The sequence below is a fragment of the Bradyrhizobium sp. ORS 111 genome, from assembly GCF_045571485.1.
GTDB lineage: Bacteria > Pseudomonadota > Alphaproteobacteria > Rhizobiales > Xanthobacteraceae > Bradyrhizobium.
This window is the reverse complement of sequence record NZ_CP120701.1, coordinates 1,802,283-1,820,428: the sequence shown is the minus strand read 5'-3', so window position 1 is coordinate 1,820,428 and position 18,146 is coordinate 1,802,283. Positions and strand designations below refer to the sequence as shown.

General features: G+C 65.0%; 15 protein-coding genes. All 15 read right to left on the bottom strand.

Going from position 1 to position 18,146, the window contains the following annotated elements:
* Positions 1 to 5 precede the first annotated feature (5 nt).
* Positions 6 to 1,748 carry an ABC transporter substrate-binding protein gene (locus P6U30_RS08420; protein ID WP_407170402.1) on the bottom strand — a complete coding sequence of 581 codons (1,743 nt, stop codon included), beginning with the start codon at positions 1,746 to 1,748 and terminating at the stop codon, positions 6 to 8.
* A gap of 117 nt (positions 1,749 to 1,865) precedes the next feature.
* On the bottom strand, positions 1,866 to 2,192 hold the full coding sequence (locus P6U30_RS08415; RefSeq protein WP_407168945.1) for a DUF2160 domain-containing protein: 327 nt from the start codon (positions 2,190 to 2,192) through the stop codon (positions 1,866 to 1,868).
* Positions 2,193 to 2,383: 191 nt separating this feature from the next.
* Positions 2,384 to 3,190, bottom strand: a complete 807-nt coding sequence (locus P6U30_RS08410; RefSeq protein WP_407168944.1) for a carbohydrate ABC transporter permease — start codon at positions 3,188 to 3,190, stop codon at positions 2,384 to 2,386.
* On the bottom strand, positions 3,190 to 4,092 hold the full coding sequence (locus P6U30_RS08405; protein WP_407168943.1) for a carbohydrate ABC transporter permease: 903 nt from the start codon (positions 4,090 to 4,092) through the stop codon (positions 3,190 to 3,192). The genes P6U30_RS08410 and P6U30_RS08405 overlap by 1 nt, the downstream gene beginning before the upstream one ends.
* The gene (locus P6U30_RS08400; protein ID WP_407168942.1) at positions 4,092 to 5,177 is read right to left on the bottom strand and encodes an ABC transporter ATP-binding protein; all 1,086 of its coding nucleotides are present in this window, start codon (positions 5,175 to 5,177) and stop codon (positions 4,092 to 4,094) included. Before P6U30_RS08400 ends, P6U30_RS08405 begins: the two co-directional genes overlap by 1 nt.
* A 12-nt stretch (positions 5,178 to 5,189) precedes the next feature.
* Positions 5,190 to 6,329 (bottom strand): ABC transporter ATP-binding protein, encoded by a 1,140-nt coding sequence (locus P6U30_RS08395; RefSeq protein WP_407168941.1) that lies wholly within the window; start codon positions 6,327 to 6,329, stop codon positions 5,190 to 5,192.
* Positions 6,326 to 7,870 carry a glycerol-3-phosphate dehydrogenase gene (gene glpD, locus P6U30_RS08390; protein WP_407168940.1) on the bottom strand — a complete coding sequence of 515 codons (1,545 nt, stop codon included), beginning with the start codon at positions 7,868 to 7,870 and terminating at the stop codon, positions 6,326 to 6,328. Before glpD ends, P6U30_RS08395 begins: the two co-directional genes overlap by 4 nt.
* A 173-nt stretch (positions 7,871 to 8,043) precedes the next feature.
* Complete coding sequence (locus P6U30_RS08385; RefSeq protein ID WP_407168939.1) at positions 8,044 to 8,874, bottom strand: DeoR/GlpR family DNA-binding transcription regulator; 831 nt, start codon at positions 8,872 to 8,874, stop codon at positions 8,044 to 8,046.
* 125 nt (positions 8,875 to 8,999) lie between these two features.
* Positions 9,000 to 9,674: an HAD family hydrolase gene (locus P6U30_RS08380; RefSeq protein WP_407168938.1), complete on the bottom strand. Its 675-nt coding sequence runs from the start codon at positions 9,672 to 9,674 to the stop codon at positions 9,000 to 9,002.
* An 80-nt stretch (positions 9,675 to 9,754) separates the two neighbouring features.
* Entirely contained in the window at positions 9,755 to 9,949 is a 195-nt protein-coding gene (locus P6U30_RS08375) for a hypothetical protein (protein ID WP_407150890.1), read from the bottom strand.
* A 176-nt stretch (positions 9,950 to 10,125) separates the two neighbouring features.
* Positions 10,126 to 10,557, bottom strand: a complete 432-nt coding sequence (locus tag P6U30_RS08370) for an acyl-CoA thioesterase (protein WP_407168937.1) — start codon at positions 10,555 to 10,557, stop codon at positions 10,126 to 10,128.
* Positions 10,554 to 12,650 (bottom strand): 3-hydroxyacyl-CoA dehydrogenase NAD-binding domain-containing protein, encoded by a 2,097-nt coding sequence (locus P6U30_RS08365; RefSeq protein WP_407168936.1) that lies wholly within the window; start codon positions 12,648 to 12,650, stop codon positions 10,554 to 10,556. Before P6U30_RS08365 ends, P6U30_RS08370 begins: the two co-directional genes overlap by 4 nt.
* Positions 12,651 to 12,652: 2 nt before the next feature.
* Complete coding sequence (locus P6U30_RS08360; protein WP_407168935.1) at positions 12,653 to 13,936, bottom strand: acetyl-CoA C-acetyltransferase; 1,284 nt, start codon at positions 13,934 to 13,936, stop codon at positions 12,653 to 12,655.
* Positions 13,936 to 16,203 (bottom strand): acyl-CoA dehydrogenase, encoded by a 2,268-nt coding sequence (locus P6U30_RS08355; protein ID WP_407168934.1) that lies wholly within the window; start codon positions 16,201 to 16,203, stop codon positions 13,936 to 13,938. The genes P6U30_RS08360 and P6U30_RS08355 overlap by 1 nt, the downstream gene beginning before the upstream one ends.
* A 670-nt stretch (positions 16,204 to 16,873) precedes the next feature.
* On the bottom strand, positions 16,874 to 18,124 hold the full coding sequence (locus P6U30_RS08350) for an SMP-30/gluconolactonase/LRE family protein (RefSeq protein WP_407168933.1): 1,251 nt from the start codon (positions 18,122 to 18,124) through the stop codon (positions 16,874 to 16,876).
* Positions 18,125 to 18,146: the final 22 nt, after the last annotated feature.

The following is an 18,146-nucleotide window of genomic DNA, read 5'->3' as shown; positions in this document are numbered from 1 at the left end:
GCGGCTTAGTTCGCCGAGGCACGCTTCGGCGGCGACGCCGGCCACGACTTGATCAGGGTGTCGTAGTCGACCGTCTCGCCTTTCGGCTTCTCGTTGGCGAGCTTGCGCTGCGGCGCGATGTTGCCGTCCTTCGCGGACTTGTCGTACCAGTACTCAGCGGTCTTCTTCGGATTGAGCTTCGGACCGCAGGCGCCCTGCACGCCCGACTTCTCCAGACGCTCCATCACCGAGTCCTGGGCGGCCGCGAGTGCATCCATCGCCTGCTGCGGCGTCTTCGCACCGGACGACGCATCGCCGATGTTCTGCCACCAGAGCTGAGCGAGCTTCGGATAGTCGGGCACGTTGTTGCCGGTCGGGGTCCACTGCACGCGCGCGGGCGAGCGGTAGAACTCGATCAGGCCGCCGAGCTTTGGCGCACGCTCGGTGAACGACTTGTCCCAGATGTCGGATTCACGAATGAAGGTGAGACCGACATGGCTCTTCTTCAAGCTGACCGTCTTGGAGACGATGAACTGCTGATAGAGCCAGGCCGCCTTGCGGCGATCAACCGGGGTCGACTTCAGAAGGGTGAGCGAGCCCACGTCCTGATAGCCGAGCTTCATGCCGTCCTTCCAATACGCGCCGTGCGGCGACGGAGCCATACGCCACTTCGGCGTACCGTCCGCGTTCATCACCGCGAGGCCGGGCTTCACCATGTCGGCGGTGAAGGCGGTGTACCAGAAGATCTGCTGGGCGATGTTGCCCTGCGACGGCACCGGGCCCGACTCGGAGAAGGTCATGCCCTGTGCCTGCGGCGGAGCATACTTCTTCATCCAGTCGAGATACTTGACGATCGAATAGACCGCCGCCGGGCCGTTGACGTCGCCGCCGCGCTCGACCGACGAGCCGACCGGACGGCAGCCTTCCATGCGGATACCCCACTCATCGACCGGCAGGCCGTTCGGGATGCCCTTGTCGCCGTTGCCGGCCATCGACAGCCAGGCGTCGGTGAAACGCCAGCCGAGCGAGGGGTCCTTCTTGCCATAGTCCATATGGCCGTAGACCTTGACGCCGTTGATCTCCTTGACGTCGTTGGTGAAGAAGTCGGCGATATCTTCATAGGCCGACCAGTTCACGGGCACGCCGAGCTCGTAGCCATACTTGGCCTTGAACTTGGCCTTGTATTCCGGGTTGGTGAACCAGTCATAGCGGAACCAGTAGAGGTTCGCGAACTGCTGATCCGGCAGTTGGTAGAGGTGACCGTTCGGCGCCGTCGTGAACGACTTGCCGATGAAGTCGTCGACGTCGAGCATCGGATCGGTGACGTCCTTGCCTTCGCCCTTCATCCATTCCGTGAGGTCGACCGCCTGACCGTAGCGGAAGTGGGTGCCGATGAAGTCGGAGTCATTGATCCAGCCGTCATAGACATTCTTGCCGGACTGCATCTGGGTCTGGATCTTCTCGACGACGTCACCCTCCTGGATGATGTCATGCTTGACCTTGATGCCGGTGATCTCCTCGAACGCCTTGGCGAGCGTGCGGGACTCGTATTCGTGGGTCGTCAGCGTTTCCGAGACGATGTTGATCTCCATGCCCTTGAAGGGTTGAGCGGCCTTGATGAACCACTCCATCTCCTTCATCTGGTCTTCCTTGGAGAGGGTCGACGGCTGGAATTCGCTGTCGATCCACTTCTTCGCGGCGGCTTCGTCCGCGCGCGCCGGCGCGGCGATAGCCACCGATGCCGCGACCAGCGCGAGCGCGCTCGTCATGGCCAGAAGACTATCCTTGGTCCTTCTCACGTGTCGCATGTTGATTCCTCCGGTTGCAGCGACAAACTAAGTACCCCAGGCCCGGGTAGACCCCGGATCTGCTCTTCTTCGCCTGCTTCAGACGGTGCGAAAGATCACCACGGCTGAAACAAGCGAAATCAGTGTAGCGAGCCACAGGCTCGTAATATCCACGCCCTCCCCGATCGGCAGTGTCGCGATCGGGTCGGTGCCGACGACGCCGATCCACACCAGGTGGATCACCGCAGCGAGCACGAGTGAAATGAACAAACGATCGCCGCGCGTCGTTGGAATGCGCAGCACCCCGACGCGCTCGGCTTCGGGATAGGCAATACCGAGCCAGGTCATCACCCCCAGCGTGCAGGCAAGCAGCACGAAGAAGATCGCGGTCGGCCAGGTCCAGGCCATCCATGCGATGCTGTCCATGCCTCATCTCCCTCCATACGACGCGTTGCACTCCCTCTCCCACGGGGAGAGGGCTGGGGTGAGGGGGTACGCTCTCTCGGACGAGCAAGACCCCTCACCCGGATTTGCCGCTCCGCGCCAAACCCGACCTCTCCCTCTGGGAGAGGTAAGACCGACATCGATGCTGCTTCCCGATGTTCTCACGATGATCCTCATACCCGGCCGAGCGCGAAGCCGCGCGCGATGTAGTTGCGGACGAACCAGATCACGAGTGCGCCCGGGATGATGGTGAGGACGCCGGCCGCCGCGAGCAGGCCCCAGTCCATGCCGGCCGCTGATACAGTGCGCGTCATCACCGCGGCGATCGGCTTGGCCGCGACCGACGTCAACGTGCGCGCGAGCAGCAGCTCAACCCAGGAGAACATGAAGCAGAAGAACGCGGCGACGCCGATGCCGCTCGCGATCAGCGGCACCAGGATCTTGATGAAGAAGCGTGGGAACGAATAACCGTCGAGGAAGGCGGTCTCGTCGATCTCGCGCGGCACGCCGGAGACGAAGCCCTCGAGGATCCACACCGCCAGCGGAACGTTGAAGATGCAGTGCGCGAGCGCCACCGCCCACGGCGTGTCGAACAGGCCGATCGCCGAATAGAGGTTGAAGAACGGCAGCGCGTAGACCGCCGCCGGCGCCATGCGGTTCGACAACAGCCAGAAGAACAGATGCTTGTCGCCGAGGAAACGGTAGCGCGAGAACGCATACGCCGCCGGCAGCGCCACCGCGATCGAGATGATGGTGTTGATGACGACATATTCCAGCGAGTTGATGTAGCCGGAGTACCAGCTCTCGTCGGTGAAGATGCGCTTGTAGTGCTGCAAGGTCGGCGCATGCGGCCACAGCGTCATCGTCGAGACGATCTCGCTGTTGGTCTTGAAGCTCATGTTGACGAGCCAGTAGATCGGCAACAACAGGAAGACCAGGAACAGCGCCATGATCAGGCGACGGCCGGGGATCGAGTGCATCACGCCACTCCTTCCTTGGCCGGGCGCTCGGCGCCGGCGTTGGTCATCACGGTGTAGAACACCCAGCACACGATCAGGATGATCAGGTTGTAGACCAGCGACAGCGCCGCGGCCTTGCCGAGGTCGAATTGGCCGAGCGCGATCTTGACGAGCTCGATCGAGATGAAGGTGGTGGAGTTGCCCGGGCCGCCGCCGGTCACGACGAACGGCTCGGTATAGATCATGAAGCTGTCCATGAAGCGCAGCAGCACGGCAATCAGAAGCACGCGGTGCATCTTCGGGAGCTGGATCGCCTTGAACACCGCCCAGCGCGAGGCGCCGTCGATCTGCGCTGCCTGATAATAAGCGTCGGGGATAGACTTGAGGCCGGCGTAGCAGAGCAGCGCAACGAGGCTGGTCCAGTGCCAGACGTCCATCACGATCACCGTGACCCAGGCATCGACCTCGTTGGAGACGTAGTTGTAGTTGATCCCCAGGCTGTTCAGCACATAGCCGAGCAGTCCGATATCGGGACGGCCGAAGATCTGCCAGATGGTGCCGACCACGTTCCACGGAATCAGGAGCGGCAGCGCCAGGATGACGAGGCAGGCCGCGACGCTCCAGCCCTCGCGCGGCATCGACAGCGCGACCACGATGCCGAGCGGCACCTCGATCGCGAGAATGACGGCGGAGAAGAACAGGTTGCGGCCGAGCGAGGCCAGGAAGCGGCCACCGAGGTCGGTGGAGGGATCGAGCAGCTCCTTGAACCAGCCGACGCCGTTCCAGAAGAACTGGTTGTTGCCGAACGTGTCCTGCATCGAATAGTTCACGACGGTCATCAGCGGAATGATCGCGGAGAACGCCACCACCAGGAACACCGGCAGCACCAGGAACCAGGCTTTCTGATTGACGGTCTTGTCCATCAGGCGACCCCCTCGACCAAATGGCTATCGGCATAGACGTGGACGTGCGCCGGATCGAAGATCAGGCCGGCGGTGTTGCCGGACACCGAGAATCCGGGCGGCACGCGCGCGGCGAACTTGGTATCGCCGACGCGGACGCGCGCGAACCTGATGCGGCCGAGATCGTCGATCCGCTCGATCGTCGCCGACAGCAGGCCCGACGCGGGTGCGCCAATATCGACGAATTCAGGCCGCACGCCGATCTCGATCTTTTTGCCGGCCAGCAGGACGCCGTAGTTGCGATGCAGGCCGATGACATGACCGTCGATCCGCGCCTCGTGCCCACTCACCTCCGCCGGCACGATGTTCATGCCGGGCGAGCCGATGAAGTAGCCGACGAAGGTATGCGCCGGCTTGTCGAACAGCTCGGCCGGCGTGCCGCTCTGCACCACACGGCCGTCATGCATCACGACGACGGTGTCGGCGAAGGTCAGCGCCTCGGTCTGGTCGTGGGTGACGTAGATCATCGTGAGGTCGAGCTCGCGATGCAGCGCCTTCAGCTTCGAGCGCAACTGCCATTTCAGTTCGGGATCGATCACCGTCAATGGCTCGTCGAACAGCACGGCGGCGACGTCGGAGCGCACCAGGCCGCGGCCGAGCGAAATCTTCTGCTTGGCATCGGCAGTCAGCCGCGTCGCCTTGCGCTTGAGATACTGCGAGAGGTCGAGCAGATCGGCGATCTGCTTGACGCGCGCATCGACCTCGGCCTTCGCCACGCCGCGATTCTTCAACGGAAATGCCAGGTTCTGGCCGACCGTCATGGTGTCGTAGATCACCGGGAACTGGAACACCTGCGCAATGTTGCGCTTCTGCGTCGACAGCGGCGTGATGTCACGGCCGTCGAACAGGATCTGCCCGCGCGAGGGCGTCACGATGCCGGAGATCAGGTTGAGCAGCGTGGTCTTGCCGCAGCCGGAGGGCCCGAGCAGCGCATAGGCGCCGCCCTGCCGCCAGGTCATGGTCACCGGCTTCAGCGCAAAGGAGTCCTGCGGCGCATCGTTGCCGGCGTAGGAATGGGCGAGATCGACGAGGTCAATGCGGGCCATGGGGCATCTCCCTCACTTGCTCTTGTTTGTTGAGGCGTTTGCTTCACGCGAAGCGCCAGGCACGTCGCTTGAAAACGCTGTCGCTGGCGACGCGACCAGGCGGTCGGCCGCGTCGAACACAAAGATATTGTCGGGGTCGAGCGCGGCGTCGATCACCTGCCCGGGTTCATATTCGTGCACGCCGTGCAGCACCGCGACCCAGTTCGAACCGTGGACGTGGAGATGCACGAAGCTCTCCGAGCCGGTGATCTCGGTCACCGTCACGGCGGCGGAGAATTTGTGGCGTCCGGCCGCGGCGCTGCCGACCTCGAGCTGGTGCGCCCGGAAACCGGTCCGGTAACGGCCGTCGGGCAGACCGGCATAAAGGCCCGCCGCCGGCGCCTGCTCGCCGCCGGCATAGATCACCTGCGAGCCCTTCTTCTCGATGGGGATGATGTTGAGCGGCGGATCGGAAAACACCTGGGCGACGCGCAGCGTATCCGGATGGCGATAGACCTTCGGCGTCTCGCCGACCTGCAACGCCTGGCCTTGCCACATGCACACGGTGTTGCCGCCGAGCAGCAGCGCTTCCGACGGCTCGGTCGTCGCATAGACGAAGATCGCGCCCGAGGCCTCGAAGATGCGCGGCAATTCAGCGCGCAGCTCTTCGCGCAGCTTGTAGTCGAGATTGGCGAGCGGCTCGTCGAGCAGCACGAGGTCCGCGCCCTTGACCAGCGCCCGCGCAATCGCGGTGCGCTGCTGCTGGCCGCCGGAGAGCTGCAACGGCGTGCGCTTCAGATAGGGTTCGAGCCGTAATAGCCGCGCAGCCTCGCCGACGCGCTTCTCGATCTCGGCGCGCGGCTTGCCCTGCACCCGAAGTGGCGAGGCGATGTTTTCGTACACCGTCAGCGAGGGGTAATTGATGAACTGCTGGTAGACCATCGCGACCGAACGCTGGCGCACATCGGCGCCGGTCACGTCCTTGCCGTCGACCAGCACGCGGCCGGTCGCGGGCTTGTCGAGGCCGGCGAGCAGCCGCATGATCGAGGTCTTGCCCGACAGCGTCGGCCCGAGCAGCACGCTGAGCGTGCCGCGCTCCAGCGTCAGCGTGACGTCGCGGATGGTCGGAATGCCGTCCACGGTCCGCGTGACGTTCTGCAGTGTGACGCTCATGGCCGTCCTCCCGCTTCGCGGAGGGGACGTTCACCTGAGACGGGGTTGGCGGCCATCCACTCGTCGAGCGCGGCGATTTCACTCGCCGTCATCCGCAAGCCCAGCTTGGATCGCCGCCAGACGACGTCTTCCGCAGTCTGAGCCCACTCGTTGGCCATCAGGTACCTGACTTCGCTTTCCGTCAAGGTGGCGCCGAACGAACGGCCGAGGTCGCCTGCGGATTTCGCATTGCCCAACAGCTTGGCCGCGCGGGTGCCATAGGCATGCGCAAGGCGCTTCGCGTGCGGCTGGGCCAGGAAGGGATAGTTGCGGGTCAGTTCCGCAATCAGAGCCGCGACCGCGGAGACATCCATGTTGCCGCCGGGCAGCGGCTCCTTGCCGGTCCAGCCCTCGCGCGCCTTGGCGCCGCGCAGATAGGGCGCCAGCCGCTCCAGCGCCTCCTCGGACAGGCGGCGATAGGTGGTGATCTTGCCGCCGTAGATCGACAGCAGCGGCGCGCCGCTGGGCGTGTCGAGCTCGAACACATAGTCGCGGGTCGCGGCCTTGGCCTCGCTCGCGCCGTCGTCATAGAGCGGACGCACGCCGGAATAATCCCAGACGACGTCCTCGGGCTTGACCGGCTTGGCGAGATATTCGCTGGCGGAGACGCACAGATACTCGATCTCTTCCCGCGTCGCCTTCACCTTGGCCGGATCGCCGTCATAGTCGCGATCGGTGGTGCCGATCAGCGTGAAGTCGTCCTGATACGGAATGAGGAAGATGATGCGGCCGTCCGCATTCTGGAAGATGTAGGCGCGATCGTGGTCGTAGAGCTTCTTCACCACGATGTGCGAGCCCTGCACCAGCCGCACCTTGGCGCGCGCATTGACGCCGGCACCCGATGCCAGCACCTGCTCCACCCAGGGACCGCCGGCATTGACCACGACGCGGGCCTTGATCGTCTCGCGGCCGCCGCTTGCGCGGTCCTCGACTGTGACGTGCCAGATGTCGTCGACCTGCCTGATCTCGACAGCGCGGGTCCGGGTGCGGATGTCGGCGCCGCGATCGGCGGCATCGCGCGCGGTCAAGGCAACGAGCCGCGCGTCATCGACGAAGCAGTCGGAATACTCAAAGCCCTTGGTGTAGCGGCCGGCGATCAGCGGCTTGCCGACCACGCTGGTTGTGAGATCGACCGAGCGCGTTGCCGGCAGCAGATGCCGGCCGCCGATGTGGTCATAGAGGAAGAGCCCGAGCCGCAAGAGCCAGGCCGGGCGCAGGCCGGCATGGTGCGGCAAAACGAAACGCAAGGGGCGGATGATGTGGGGCGCGATCTGCCAGAGGATTTCGCGCTCGATCAGCGCCTCGCGCACCAAACGAAACTCGTAATATTCGAGATAGCGCAGGCCGCCGTGGATCAGCTTGGTCGACCAGGACGACGTCCCGCTCGCCAAGTCATTCATTTCACAAAGGAAAACAGAATTACCCCGGCCCGCTGCATCGCGCGCGATGCCGCAGCCATTAACGCCGCCTCCGATGATGGCGAGGTCGTAAATTCGATCCAACGAACGCTTCCCCCAGAAACCGTCTTCGCTTCGACGATTTTACTTTCGGATTGAATTAGATCACAACCGAAAACGAAAGCAAACCGAAAATAAGGAACCCGCGGAAATTCTTTGGGGCGACCGGATATCGCTCCGTATCGACAGCAATGACGGGAACGGAGGACTACGGGGCGCTACACGCTGCGCAGCGTGACCGGCGCGGTCTCGGAGCCGTTGTCGTCGAGATCGACGGCCGGCTTGTCCATCGCCACGACCACCTCGATGCCGCGCGAATGGCAGATGTTGGCGAGGCCGGCCGGCAGCGGCGAATCGGTGACGAAGGTCTGGATCTGGCTGATATGGGCGATCCGCACCGGCGCGCTGCGGCGGAGCTTGGTCGCGTCAGACACCAGCATGACGTTGCGTGCATTGGCGATGATCGCCTGCGCGACCTGCACCTCGCGATAATCGAAGTCGAGCAGCGCGCCTTCCTCGTCGATCGCGGACGCACCGATGATGGCGTAATCGACCTTGAACTGGCCGATCAGTTGCGTTGCGGTCGAGCCGACCACGGCGCCGTCGGCACGGCGCACGGTGCCGCCCGCCACCACCACCTCGATGCGCGGATGGCGATAGAGCAGCATCGCGACGTTGAGGTTGTTAGTGATCACCAGCAGATCCTCGTGCGAGGTCAGGGCGCTCGCGACCTCCTCGGTCGTGGTGCCGATATTGATGAACAGCGAGCAGCCGTTCGGGATCCGCGCGGCCGCGGCGGCGCCGATCGCCTTCTTCTCCTCCGCCGCGACGAAGCGGCGCGCCTCGTAGGCGAGATTCTCCACGCCGGAAGCGATGATCGCGCCGCCATGGATGCGGGTGAGCGAGCGCTGGTCGCAGAGATCGTTGAGGTCCTTGCGGATGGTCTGCGCCGACACCTCGAATCGCTTGGCGAGGTCCTCAACCATCACCCGGCCGAAGGCGCGTGCGATGTTGAGGATTTCGGTCTGGCGATGCGAGAGTCCGGCCACGGCGGCATCCTTGAAATGGCGAGTAACCCATCGTGCGACCGTTCGGCACCGAGGTCAACGAGCAAGCGTCGCCAAAAGCCCAACGCCGGACCCAGCCCCGCCGGCGCATTCGATGCGAGAGTGCCTCACCACGCCATCGCCAAGGTGACCAGCCTGATCAGTTCGGGATCGTCGAACGCACGGGCGCTGGCGACTGCGCCGGCCGCGATCAGATCGGCGTGGCCGAGGCCGGTTCGCATCCCGATCGTCGCGATCCCGGCGGCGGTGGCGGACTGAATGCCGGAGCGCGAATCCTCGAATGCGAGCGCAGCTTGCGCCGACGCGCCGGCGAGCCGCAACCCTTCCAGATAGGGCAACGGATGCGGCTTGCCGTGTGCCAGTTCGTCGCCGATCACCACGCCCCTGAAGCGATGCGCGATGCCAAGTCCCGACAGCAGCAGTTCGGCATTCGGGCGCGGTGCGTTGGTGACCGCGACCATCGGAACGCCGGCGCGATCCGCCTGGTCGAGCAGCGCCATCAATCCCGGCACCGGTTGAATCTGGCCGCTGACCAGCTCGCGAAAGATCCGCTCCTTCTCGTCTAGAATGACGGCGCGGCGTTCCGGTGCCTCGTGCGCCAGGAAACGTTCGCCGATCGACGCGTTGGAAAAGCCCTGCAGCTCCTTGCCGAAGCGCGCATGATCGAACTCATGTCCATGAGGGCCGAGCACTTCGTTGAAGGCGGCAAGATGAAGCGGATCGGTATCGGCGAGCGTTCCGTCAATGTCGAACAGCAGCGCCTTGCCTTGTTCCTGCAACATCCGAGCATCAGTTCCGTGGGCCCGGATGTATCAATACAGGCTCTGGCGGCGCGCGCAACCGACATGGCGCCGGCGGCCTCTCACGAGGCCATCTGCAGATCCTGGCCGGTGAGGAGGCGGCGCGCCGCACGCTCGGCCTCGCGCGCGTTGCGGAAGATCCGGCCCTCGAGGGCCTCGAAGCGGGGCGATGCTGCAAAGAACTGGTAACCGCGCGTATCGCGCACCACAATACCCGCGGTCTGTGAACTTACTTCGATAACGTAGCTGTCGGACATTGTCGGCCTCGGTTGGACTCCGGCCCGACAACGGCATCACTGCCCGTTTGTTCCTCAGACATTTTCGCAGGCGGCGATGCGCCGCGATATGGGTCTCGGCCCTGAATTGATCAGAACCGGGCTTGGTTTTGACACGTTTCCTCGAAGCGTTCCGGTGTCTGATTCGCGACGATGCCTCACCTCTTGATCGTCGCGCCGTCGCGCGGGATCGGCTGGGGATGGCCCTGATCGTCGATCGAGACGTAGGTGAAGTTGCCATCGGTCACCAGGATCGATTGCTGATCGCGGCGGCGCAGCACCCAGGCTTCCAGATGTACCGTGATGGAGGTGCGGCCGACCCGCACCAGATTGGCGTGAACCGAGACGAGATCGCCGACATAGACCGGCTTGCGGAAATTCATCGCCTCGATCGCGACCGTCACGGTGCGGGAGTTCGCCACCTTGGAGGCGAACACGCCGCCGCCGAGATCCATCTGGCTGAGCAGCCAGCCGCCGAAGATGTCGCCATTGGCGTTGGTGTCGGCCGGCATCGCCAGCGTGCGAATGCAGAGATCGCCTTGCGGCTCGTTCCCGCTAATCGGCGGCGCGTGGACATGGGTGTCGGTCACTTGAAGCTCTCCCAGCCGGAGTCGGGCGTGAAACGATCGCCGAATTTCTCCGCGAGCGCGCGCAATGCTGACACCACCTTGTCGACGCCGCGGGTGCGCGCATAATTGAGCGGGCCGCCGCGGAACGGCGCGTAGCCGGTGCCGAAGATCATCGCGCCATCGACCATGTCGGCATCGTCGACGATGCCTTCGCGCAAGGCCGCGATACAGACGTTCGAGATCGGCAGCACCAGGCGGTCGATCATCTCGTCGGTCACTCGTGGACCGGTCTCCGGCAGCGGGGTCTTCTCCGCTCTGCCTTCCTTCCAGGTGTAGAAGCCCTTGCCGGTCTTGCGCCCAAGCTCGCCCTTGGCGACCTTCTCGCGCAGCCAGGCCGGCGTCGGCGGCAGATGGTCGCCGAATTTCGAGCGTAGCATGTCGCCGACGTCGAGACAGATATCGAGGCCGACCTGGTCGGCGAGCTCGATCGGTCCCATCGGCATGCCGAACTCCACCGCGGCCGCATCGATCAGGCGCTGGTCGGTCTTCTCGTCCAGCATCACCATCGCCTCCAGCATGTAGGGCGTCAGCGCGCGGTTGACGAGGAAGCCGGGCGAGCTCTTCACCGGCAGCGGCAGGCGATCGATCGCACCGACGAAGGCGAGCGCCTCCTTCAGCAGCGTCGCGTCGGTGCCGTCATGGCTGACGACCTCGACGAGTTGCAGCCGCGACACCGGATTGAAGAAATGCAGGCCGAGCAGCCGCTCCGGCCTTGCGAGCGTGGTGCGCAGATCCTGCAGCGGGATGCTCGAAGTGTTGGTAGCGAGGATCGCGCCCTGCTTCATGCTCGGCTCGAGGGCGGCATAGACCTTCTGCTTCAGCTCGAGCTTTTCCGGTACCGCCTCGATGATCAGGTCGGCGTTGCGAACGCCCTCGCCCGCCATGTCGGGGATCAGGCGGTCGAGCGCGTCGCGCTGGTCGATCTTCTTGCGCATGATCTTGCTGAACAGATCGGCGGCACGCTTCATCGCACCCGCGATCGGCTCGGCCTTCATGTCGGCCAGCGTGACCCGCATGTCCTGATTGGCGCACCATGCGGCGATGTCGCCGCCCATCGCGCCGGCGCCGATCACGTGGACGTGCTGTACCTTGTTGCCGCCCCCCGCCGCCTTCTTCATCTGCTCGCGCAGGAAGAACACGCGGATCAGATTCTGCGCGGTCGGCGTCACCATCAGATTGGAGAACGAGGTCTTCTCCGCGTTCAGCATCGCTGCGCGGTTGCCGGCGTGCTTCTCCCAGAGATCGATCAGCGCATAGGGCGCGGGATAGTGCGCACGTGGCGCAGCCTTCCCGGCTTCGCGGCGCATGCGGGTCGCAAGAAAGCCGCGCACGGGGGCGAGATTGAGAAGCGAGTTGAGCGGGCCCGGCCTGGCGCGCTTCAGGCGGCCGAACACCGCGTCCCTCACGGCGTTGCGGACGTGGCGCTCCTGCGTGACGGCATCGACCAGACCGAGCGCCTTGGCGCGGCGCGCGTCGATCGTCTTGCCGGTCATCATCAGCGTCATCGCCTCGATCGGATTGATCAGTTCGGTGAAGCGCACGGTGCCGCCGAGGCCGGGATGCAGGCCGAGCAGCACCTCGGGGAAGCCGAAGCGCGCATCGTCGATTGCGATCCGCATCTGGCAGGCCAGCGCGACCTCGAGCCCGCCGCCGAGGCAGAAGCCGTGGATCACCGCAACGGATGGCACCCGCAGCGCTTCCAAGCGGTCGATCACCGCATGCGCCCGGCCGATCTCGGCTTCGACCGCGCGCGAATCGCTGACGCCGCGGAATTCGTTGACGTCGGCGCCGGCGATGAAGCCGCTCCGCTTCGCCGAACGGATCACGAGACCGGCCGGCCGCTGGGTCTCGAATGCCGACACGATCGCGTTGAGCTCGTCGATCATATCGGCGGAGATGGTGTTGGCGCTGACGCCGGCACGGTCGAACAAGAGCCAGGCGATGCCGTCTTCGTCGCGCGTCAGCTTGAAATTCCGGTAGGGGCTGTCGGCCGCAGGCGTCGGCCCGAGTTCGAGCACGCGATCGGCAAGGACGTCCATGATCTCAGAGTCCATGATCACACCGTCTCTATCAACATCGCGCCGCCCTGCCCGCCGCCGATGCATTCGGTGGCGACGCCACGCCGGGTGCCGAGCCGCTTCATCGCATTGACGAGATGCAGCACGATGCGGTTGCCGCTGGTGCCGACGGGATGGCCGAGGCTGATCGCGCCGCCATCGACATTGAGCCTGGCACGGTCGATCGCGCCGGCCGCGCCGTCGAGACCAAGGATCTCGCGGCAGAACCTGTCGTCGTTCCAGGCGGCGAGGCAGCCGAGCACCTGCGTGGCAAAGGCCTCGTTCAATTCCCAGGTCTCGACATCCTGCAAGGTTAGCCCGTTGCGCTTCAGAAGCGCGCTCGCCGACAGCACCGGACCCAGGCCCATGATCGAGGGATCGAGCGCCGACCATTGGCTGTCGAGGATGACGGCCTTCGGCGTCAGCCCATGCTTCGCAACGGCGGCTTCCGAGGCGAGAATCACCCAGGAGGCGCCATCGGTGATCTGCGAGGAGTTGCCGGCGGTGACCTGGCCCCAGGGACGTTCGAACACCGGCTTCAGCTTTGCCAGCGTCTCCGGCGTCGAGTCGGGGCGGACACCGTCGTCGTGATCGTAGAACTTGCCGTCGCGGGAGAACGCGGTCTCGACCTCGCCCTTGAGAAAGCCCTGCTTCTGTGCGTTCGCGAGCCGCTGATGGCTTTCGGCGGCATAGGCGTCGGACTGCGCGCGGGTGATGCCGAAGAGATGGCCGACCTTCTCGGCGGTCTGGCCCATATTGAGCTCGGTGATCGGATCGGTAAGTCCGCGCTCGAGCCCGATGATCGGCTTGAAATAGCTCGGCTTCACCTTCAGCGCGGCGGCGATCTTGGCGGCCATGCCCTTGGCGCCGGCAAGGCCTGCGAACCAGCGCACGCCGGCATTCGACCAGACCAGCGGCGCGTGGCTCAAGGCCTCGGCGCCGCCGGCGAGGATCAGATCGGAGATGCCCTCGCGGATGTAACGGTAGCCGGTGTCGATCGACTGCATGCCGGAGCCGCAATTGATCTGCACCGTGAAGGCGACCATCTTCTCGCCCATGCCGAGCCGAAGCGCGGCGACCCGCGCCGGGTTCATCTCGTCCGCGATCACGTTGACGCAACCGAGGATCACCTGATCGAAGGCGGTGGGGCTAAAGGGCTGGCGCGCCAGCAATGGCCGTCCGCACTGCACCGCGAGATCGACCGGGGTGAACGGACCGGGGCCGGAGCGCGCCTTCAGGAACGGCGTCCGGCTGCCGTCGACGATAAAGACTGGTCGCGCCATCAGCTCGCCGCCCTCTGCTCTCCCAGTTCCTGGAAGAACTGATGCACATTGGCGGATTTCTTGTAAATCGGTGACAGCGCCTCCGGCGCGAAATCATCGACTTCGATGACTTTGGCGATGGCCTCGTGGGCGGCGGCGAGCTTCTCGCCCTCGCTCTGGGTGATGACACCCTTGGCGACCGCATCCTTCCAATCATGCAGGCGCGCGGCGCGGAGCTGCTTGGCCGCATCCTCGGCGTCGGCCACAAGACGGAAGGCTTTCTCCAGCCGCGCGACGCCGCGATCGTCCTCGACCAAGGCGAGATCCGGCGTCAGGCGGTCGCGCGCCGCCGACGGCGACAGCACGAGCTGCGCGCATTGATGCACGGCGCGGTCCGACGGGCCCGTGACGCGCGCGCCAAAGGGCTGGATCAGGACTTTCAGCATCCAGCCGACGACACGGTTCGGCAGGTTGGCGAAGATTTCCGCAAAGCGGTGCTCGATGGTCTTGAAGCCGGTTGCCATGCACCATTCGAGCGCGGCAAGGTCCTCCTTCTGCCGGCCCTCGTCCTGCCAGCGCTTCAGCGCGGCCGAGAGCAAATACAATTCGGACAGGATATCGCCGAAGCGGGCGGAGAGCATCTCCTTGCGCTTCAGCGCGCCGCCGAGCGTGAGCAGCGCCATGTCGGCGCACAGCGCAAACGCCGACGAATAACGCGAGAGCTGGCGATAGAATTCGGTGGCCTCGCCGGCATCGGGCGCCGGCGCGAACAGGCCGCCGGTCCAGCTCCGGCCCCAGGCGCGGAACAGGGTCGCGAAGCTGTGGCCGACATGCTTCCAGAACGCGGTGTCGAAGGCGGTCAGGCCCCTGTCGCGATCGGGCTCGCCGAGCGCGTTCATCTCCTGCAACAGATAGGGATGCGCGCGGATCGCGCCCTGCCCGAACACGATCAGGTTGCGGGTCAGGATATTGGCGCCCTCGACCGTGATGCCGACCGGCACCGAGCGGTGGAGCTGGCCGAGATAGTTCTGCGGCCCGTCGATCACCGCCTTGCCGCCATGGATGTCCATCGCGTCATCGATTGCGATCCGCATCCGCTCGGTGGCATGCAGCTTCATGATGCCGGAGATGACGGCCGGATGATGCCCCTGGTTCAGCGCGGCGCAGGTCAGCCGCCGCGCGGCGTCGAGCAGATAGGCGGTCGCCACGATGCGGGCGAGCGGCTCCTCGATGCCCTCGAACTTCGAGATCGAGATGCCGAACTGCTCGCGGATCCGGGCATAGGCGCCGCTGGTGCGCGCGGCGTAGGCGGCGCCGGCCGCCGACAGCGACGGCAGCGAGATGCCGCGTCCGGCGGCAAGCGCCGTCATCAGCATCTTCCAGCCCTGCCCGAGCCGCGCGTCACCGCCGATGATGTAATCGAGCGGGATGAAGACATCGCGGCCCCAGTTCGGGCCGTTCTGGAACACCTGCATCGCCGGCAGATGGCGGTGGCCGATCGAAACACCCGGCAGATGCGTCGGAATCAGCGCAACGGTGATGCCGAGCTCTTCCTGCTGACCGACCAGGTGGTCAGGATCATAGGCCTTGAAGGCGAGCCCGAGCAGCGTCGCCACGGGACCGAGCGTGATGTAGCGCTTGTGCCAGTTCAGCTTCAGCCCAAGCACCTCGCGGCCCTCGAAGTTGCCCTTGCAGATGATGCCGGTGTCGATCATCGAGGCGGCGTCCGAGCCGGCTTCGGGGCTGGTCAGGCCGAAGCAGGGAATGTCGTGGCCGGAGGCCAAGCGCGGCAGCCATTTCTCTTGCTGCTCCCTGGTGCCGAAGCGCATCAGGAGTTCGCCGGGCCCGAGCGAGTTCGGCACCATCACGGTGACGGCGGCGGTCAGCGAGCGCGAGGAGACTTTGCGCACGACCTCGGAATGCGCGTAAGGCGAGAAGCCGAGGCCGCCGAATTCCTTCGGGATGATCATGCCGAAGAATTTGTTGCGCTTGATGAAGTCCCAGACCTCGGGCGGCAGATCGCGCCATTCCCAATTGATCTTCCATTCGTCGAGCATCGCGCAGAGCTCGTCGACCGGACCGTTCAGGAAGGCCTTCTCCTCGTCGGTCAGCTTCGCCGGCGCGAAGGCCAGCAGCTTCGACCAGTCGGGATTGCCGGTGAACAGATCGGCGTCCCACCAGACGTCGCCGGCTTCCAGCGCCTCGCGCTCGGTGGCCGACATGGTCGGCAGCGCGCCACGCGCCCAGGAGAAGATCGGCTTGGTGATGAAGTCGCGGCGGAAGCTCATGGTGAGGTCCTCATGGATCGGCGGCGCGGATGTGCTGATCCTAGCGGAAAGTGCCGGTCACGGGTGAATACTTCCCCCTTCAAATAAAGCGAAATTGACGCGGCGGAGCGCCGATTGTTAACGGCAAGCCGCACCTTCAGTTCCGAAAGCCGAGCTGCGACAATCAGGTAGCCGGGGATGGCGGCGTCTTCGAATCGCCAAAGCGGGATGAAGCTCGATCGATCTCGCGGCAGGCTCCCTGCACCTCTCCCGCATGCGGGCAGGGCAATCGCATATGACGTCTGCGGAGGTTATCCGCGGCTCCCTTCGCCTCTCCCGCTTGCGGGGGAGGCCGACGCGGGTGGGGGCTCTTTCCACGAGTCGACTCGGGGTGAGAGCCCCCACCCCAACCCTCTCCCGCAAGCGTAGGGCAATCGCATTTGGGAGAAAAACGCCCTGTGGCCCATCCTTCGAGACGCCCGCCTTTGGCGGGCTCCTCAGGATGAGGTCTTGTTTCGCGGCACAATAGTAGACCCTCATGGTGAGGAGCGCCGCTTGCGGCGCGTCTCGAACCACGAGGCCGAGGACGTGCGCAGCCACCCAAGGCGGCATATGCGATAGCCCTGCCCGCAAGCGGGAGAGGGAGCCGACTGCCGATGCGGTTGCAACTCCGCTTAATCTGCCCCCCGTCTCACGCCGGCCCTGCCCCCTGCGTGGCGGTATAGACCGCATAGAGCGACTGGCTCGCGGCCATGAACAGGCGGTTGCGCTTGGGGCCGCCGAAGGTGATGTTGCCGCAGACCTCCGGCAGGCGGATGCGGCCGAGCAGCTTGCCCTCCGGTGACCAGCAGGTCGCGCCGTTGTAGCCGACGGCGCGGCCGGCGTTGCTCGAGCACCAGACATTGCCGTTGACGTCGCAGCGGATGCCATCCGGTCCGCATTTCACCCCATCGATCATGAAATCGCTGAAGCGCTTGCCGTTGGAGGGCTTATTGTCGGGGCCGACATCGAATACGAACACGTCGCCCTTGCCACCCGGGCCAGTGTCGCCCGGTCCCTTGCCGGTCGAGACGACATACAGCTTCTTGTAGTCCGGCGAGAAGCAGATGCCGTTCGGATCGGGCACCTGGTCCTCGCTCACCACGAGGTCGATGCGGCCGGACGGATCGATGCGATAGCAGTTGGTCGGCAACTCGCGCTTGAACGGCTCGAAACCCGGCGGCTGGCCGATCCGCGGATTGAGCTTGCCGGCCGGATTGACCGGGCCGCCCGCGGCGTCGGGTTCGCCCTCATAGAGCTGGCTGCCATAGGGCGGATCGGTGAACCAGTAGCTGCCGTCGGGATGCGCGACGATGTCGTTCGGCGAGTTCAGCTTCTTGCCGTTGTAGGAATCGGCAAGCACGGTCGCAGTGCCGTCGTTCTCATAACGCACCACGCGGCGGGTGAGGTGCTCGCAGGAGAGCTGGCGGCCCTGGAAGTCGAACGAATTGCCGTTGCTGTAGTTGGACGGCATGCGGAAGACGCTGACATGGCCGTCATCCTCAGACCAGCGCATCTGCCGGTTGTTGGGAATGTCGCTCCAGATGAGGTAGCGGCCCTGCGAGCTCCAGGCCGGGCCTTCGGCCCACAGCACCCCGGTATAGAGTCGCTTGATCGAGGTGTTCGGCTGCGCGAGGTTGTTGAAGGACGGATCGACGGCGATGACGTCCGGATCCCAGAAATAGGTGGTCGGCGCACCCCGCGGGCTGAAGTCCCGCGGCGGGGTCGTGATGGTTGTCGGCGGCCCGACCGGCGCGGGCGTAGTCTGGGCCAGCGCATTGCCGATGCCCGCAGCGCCGGCGGCCGCCGAGACTGCAAGACCCTGGACCAGGGTTCGTCGTGAAAGAGCCGTCCTCGGATCGCGCCGCGCTTCGTTCTGACCGTTGCGCTCTTGGCGTGTCATCGCATCCTCCCACTGTTGGCCG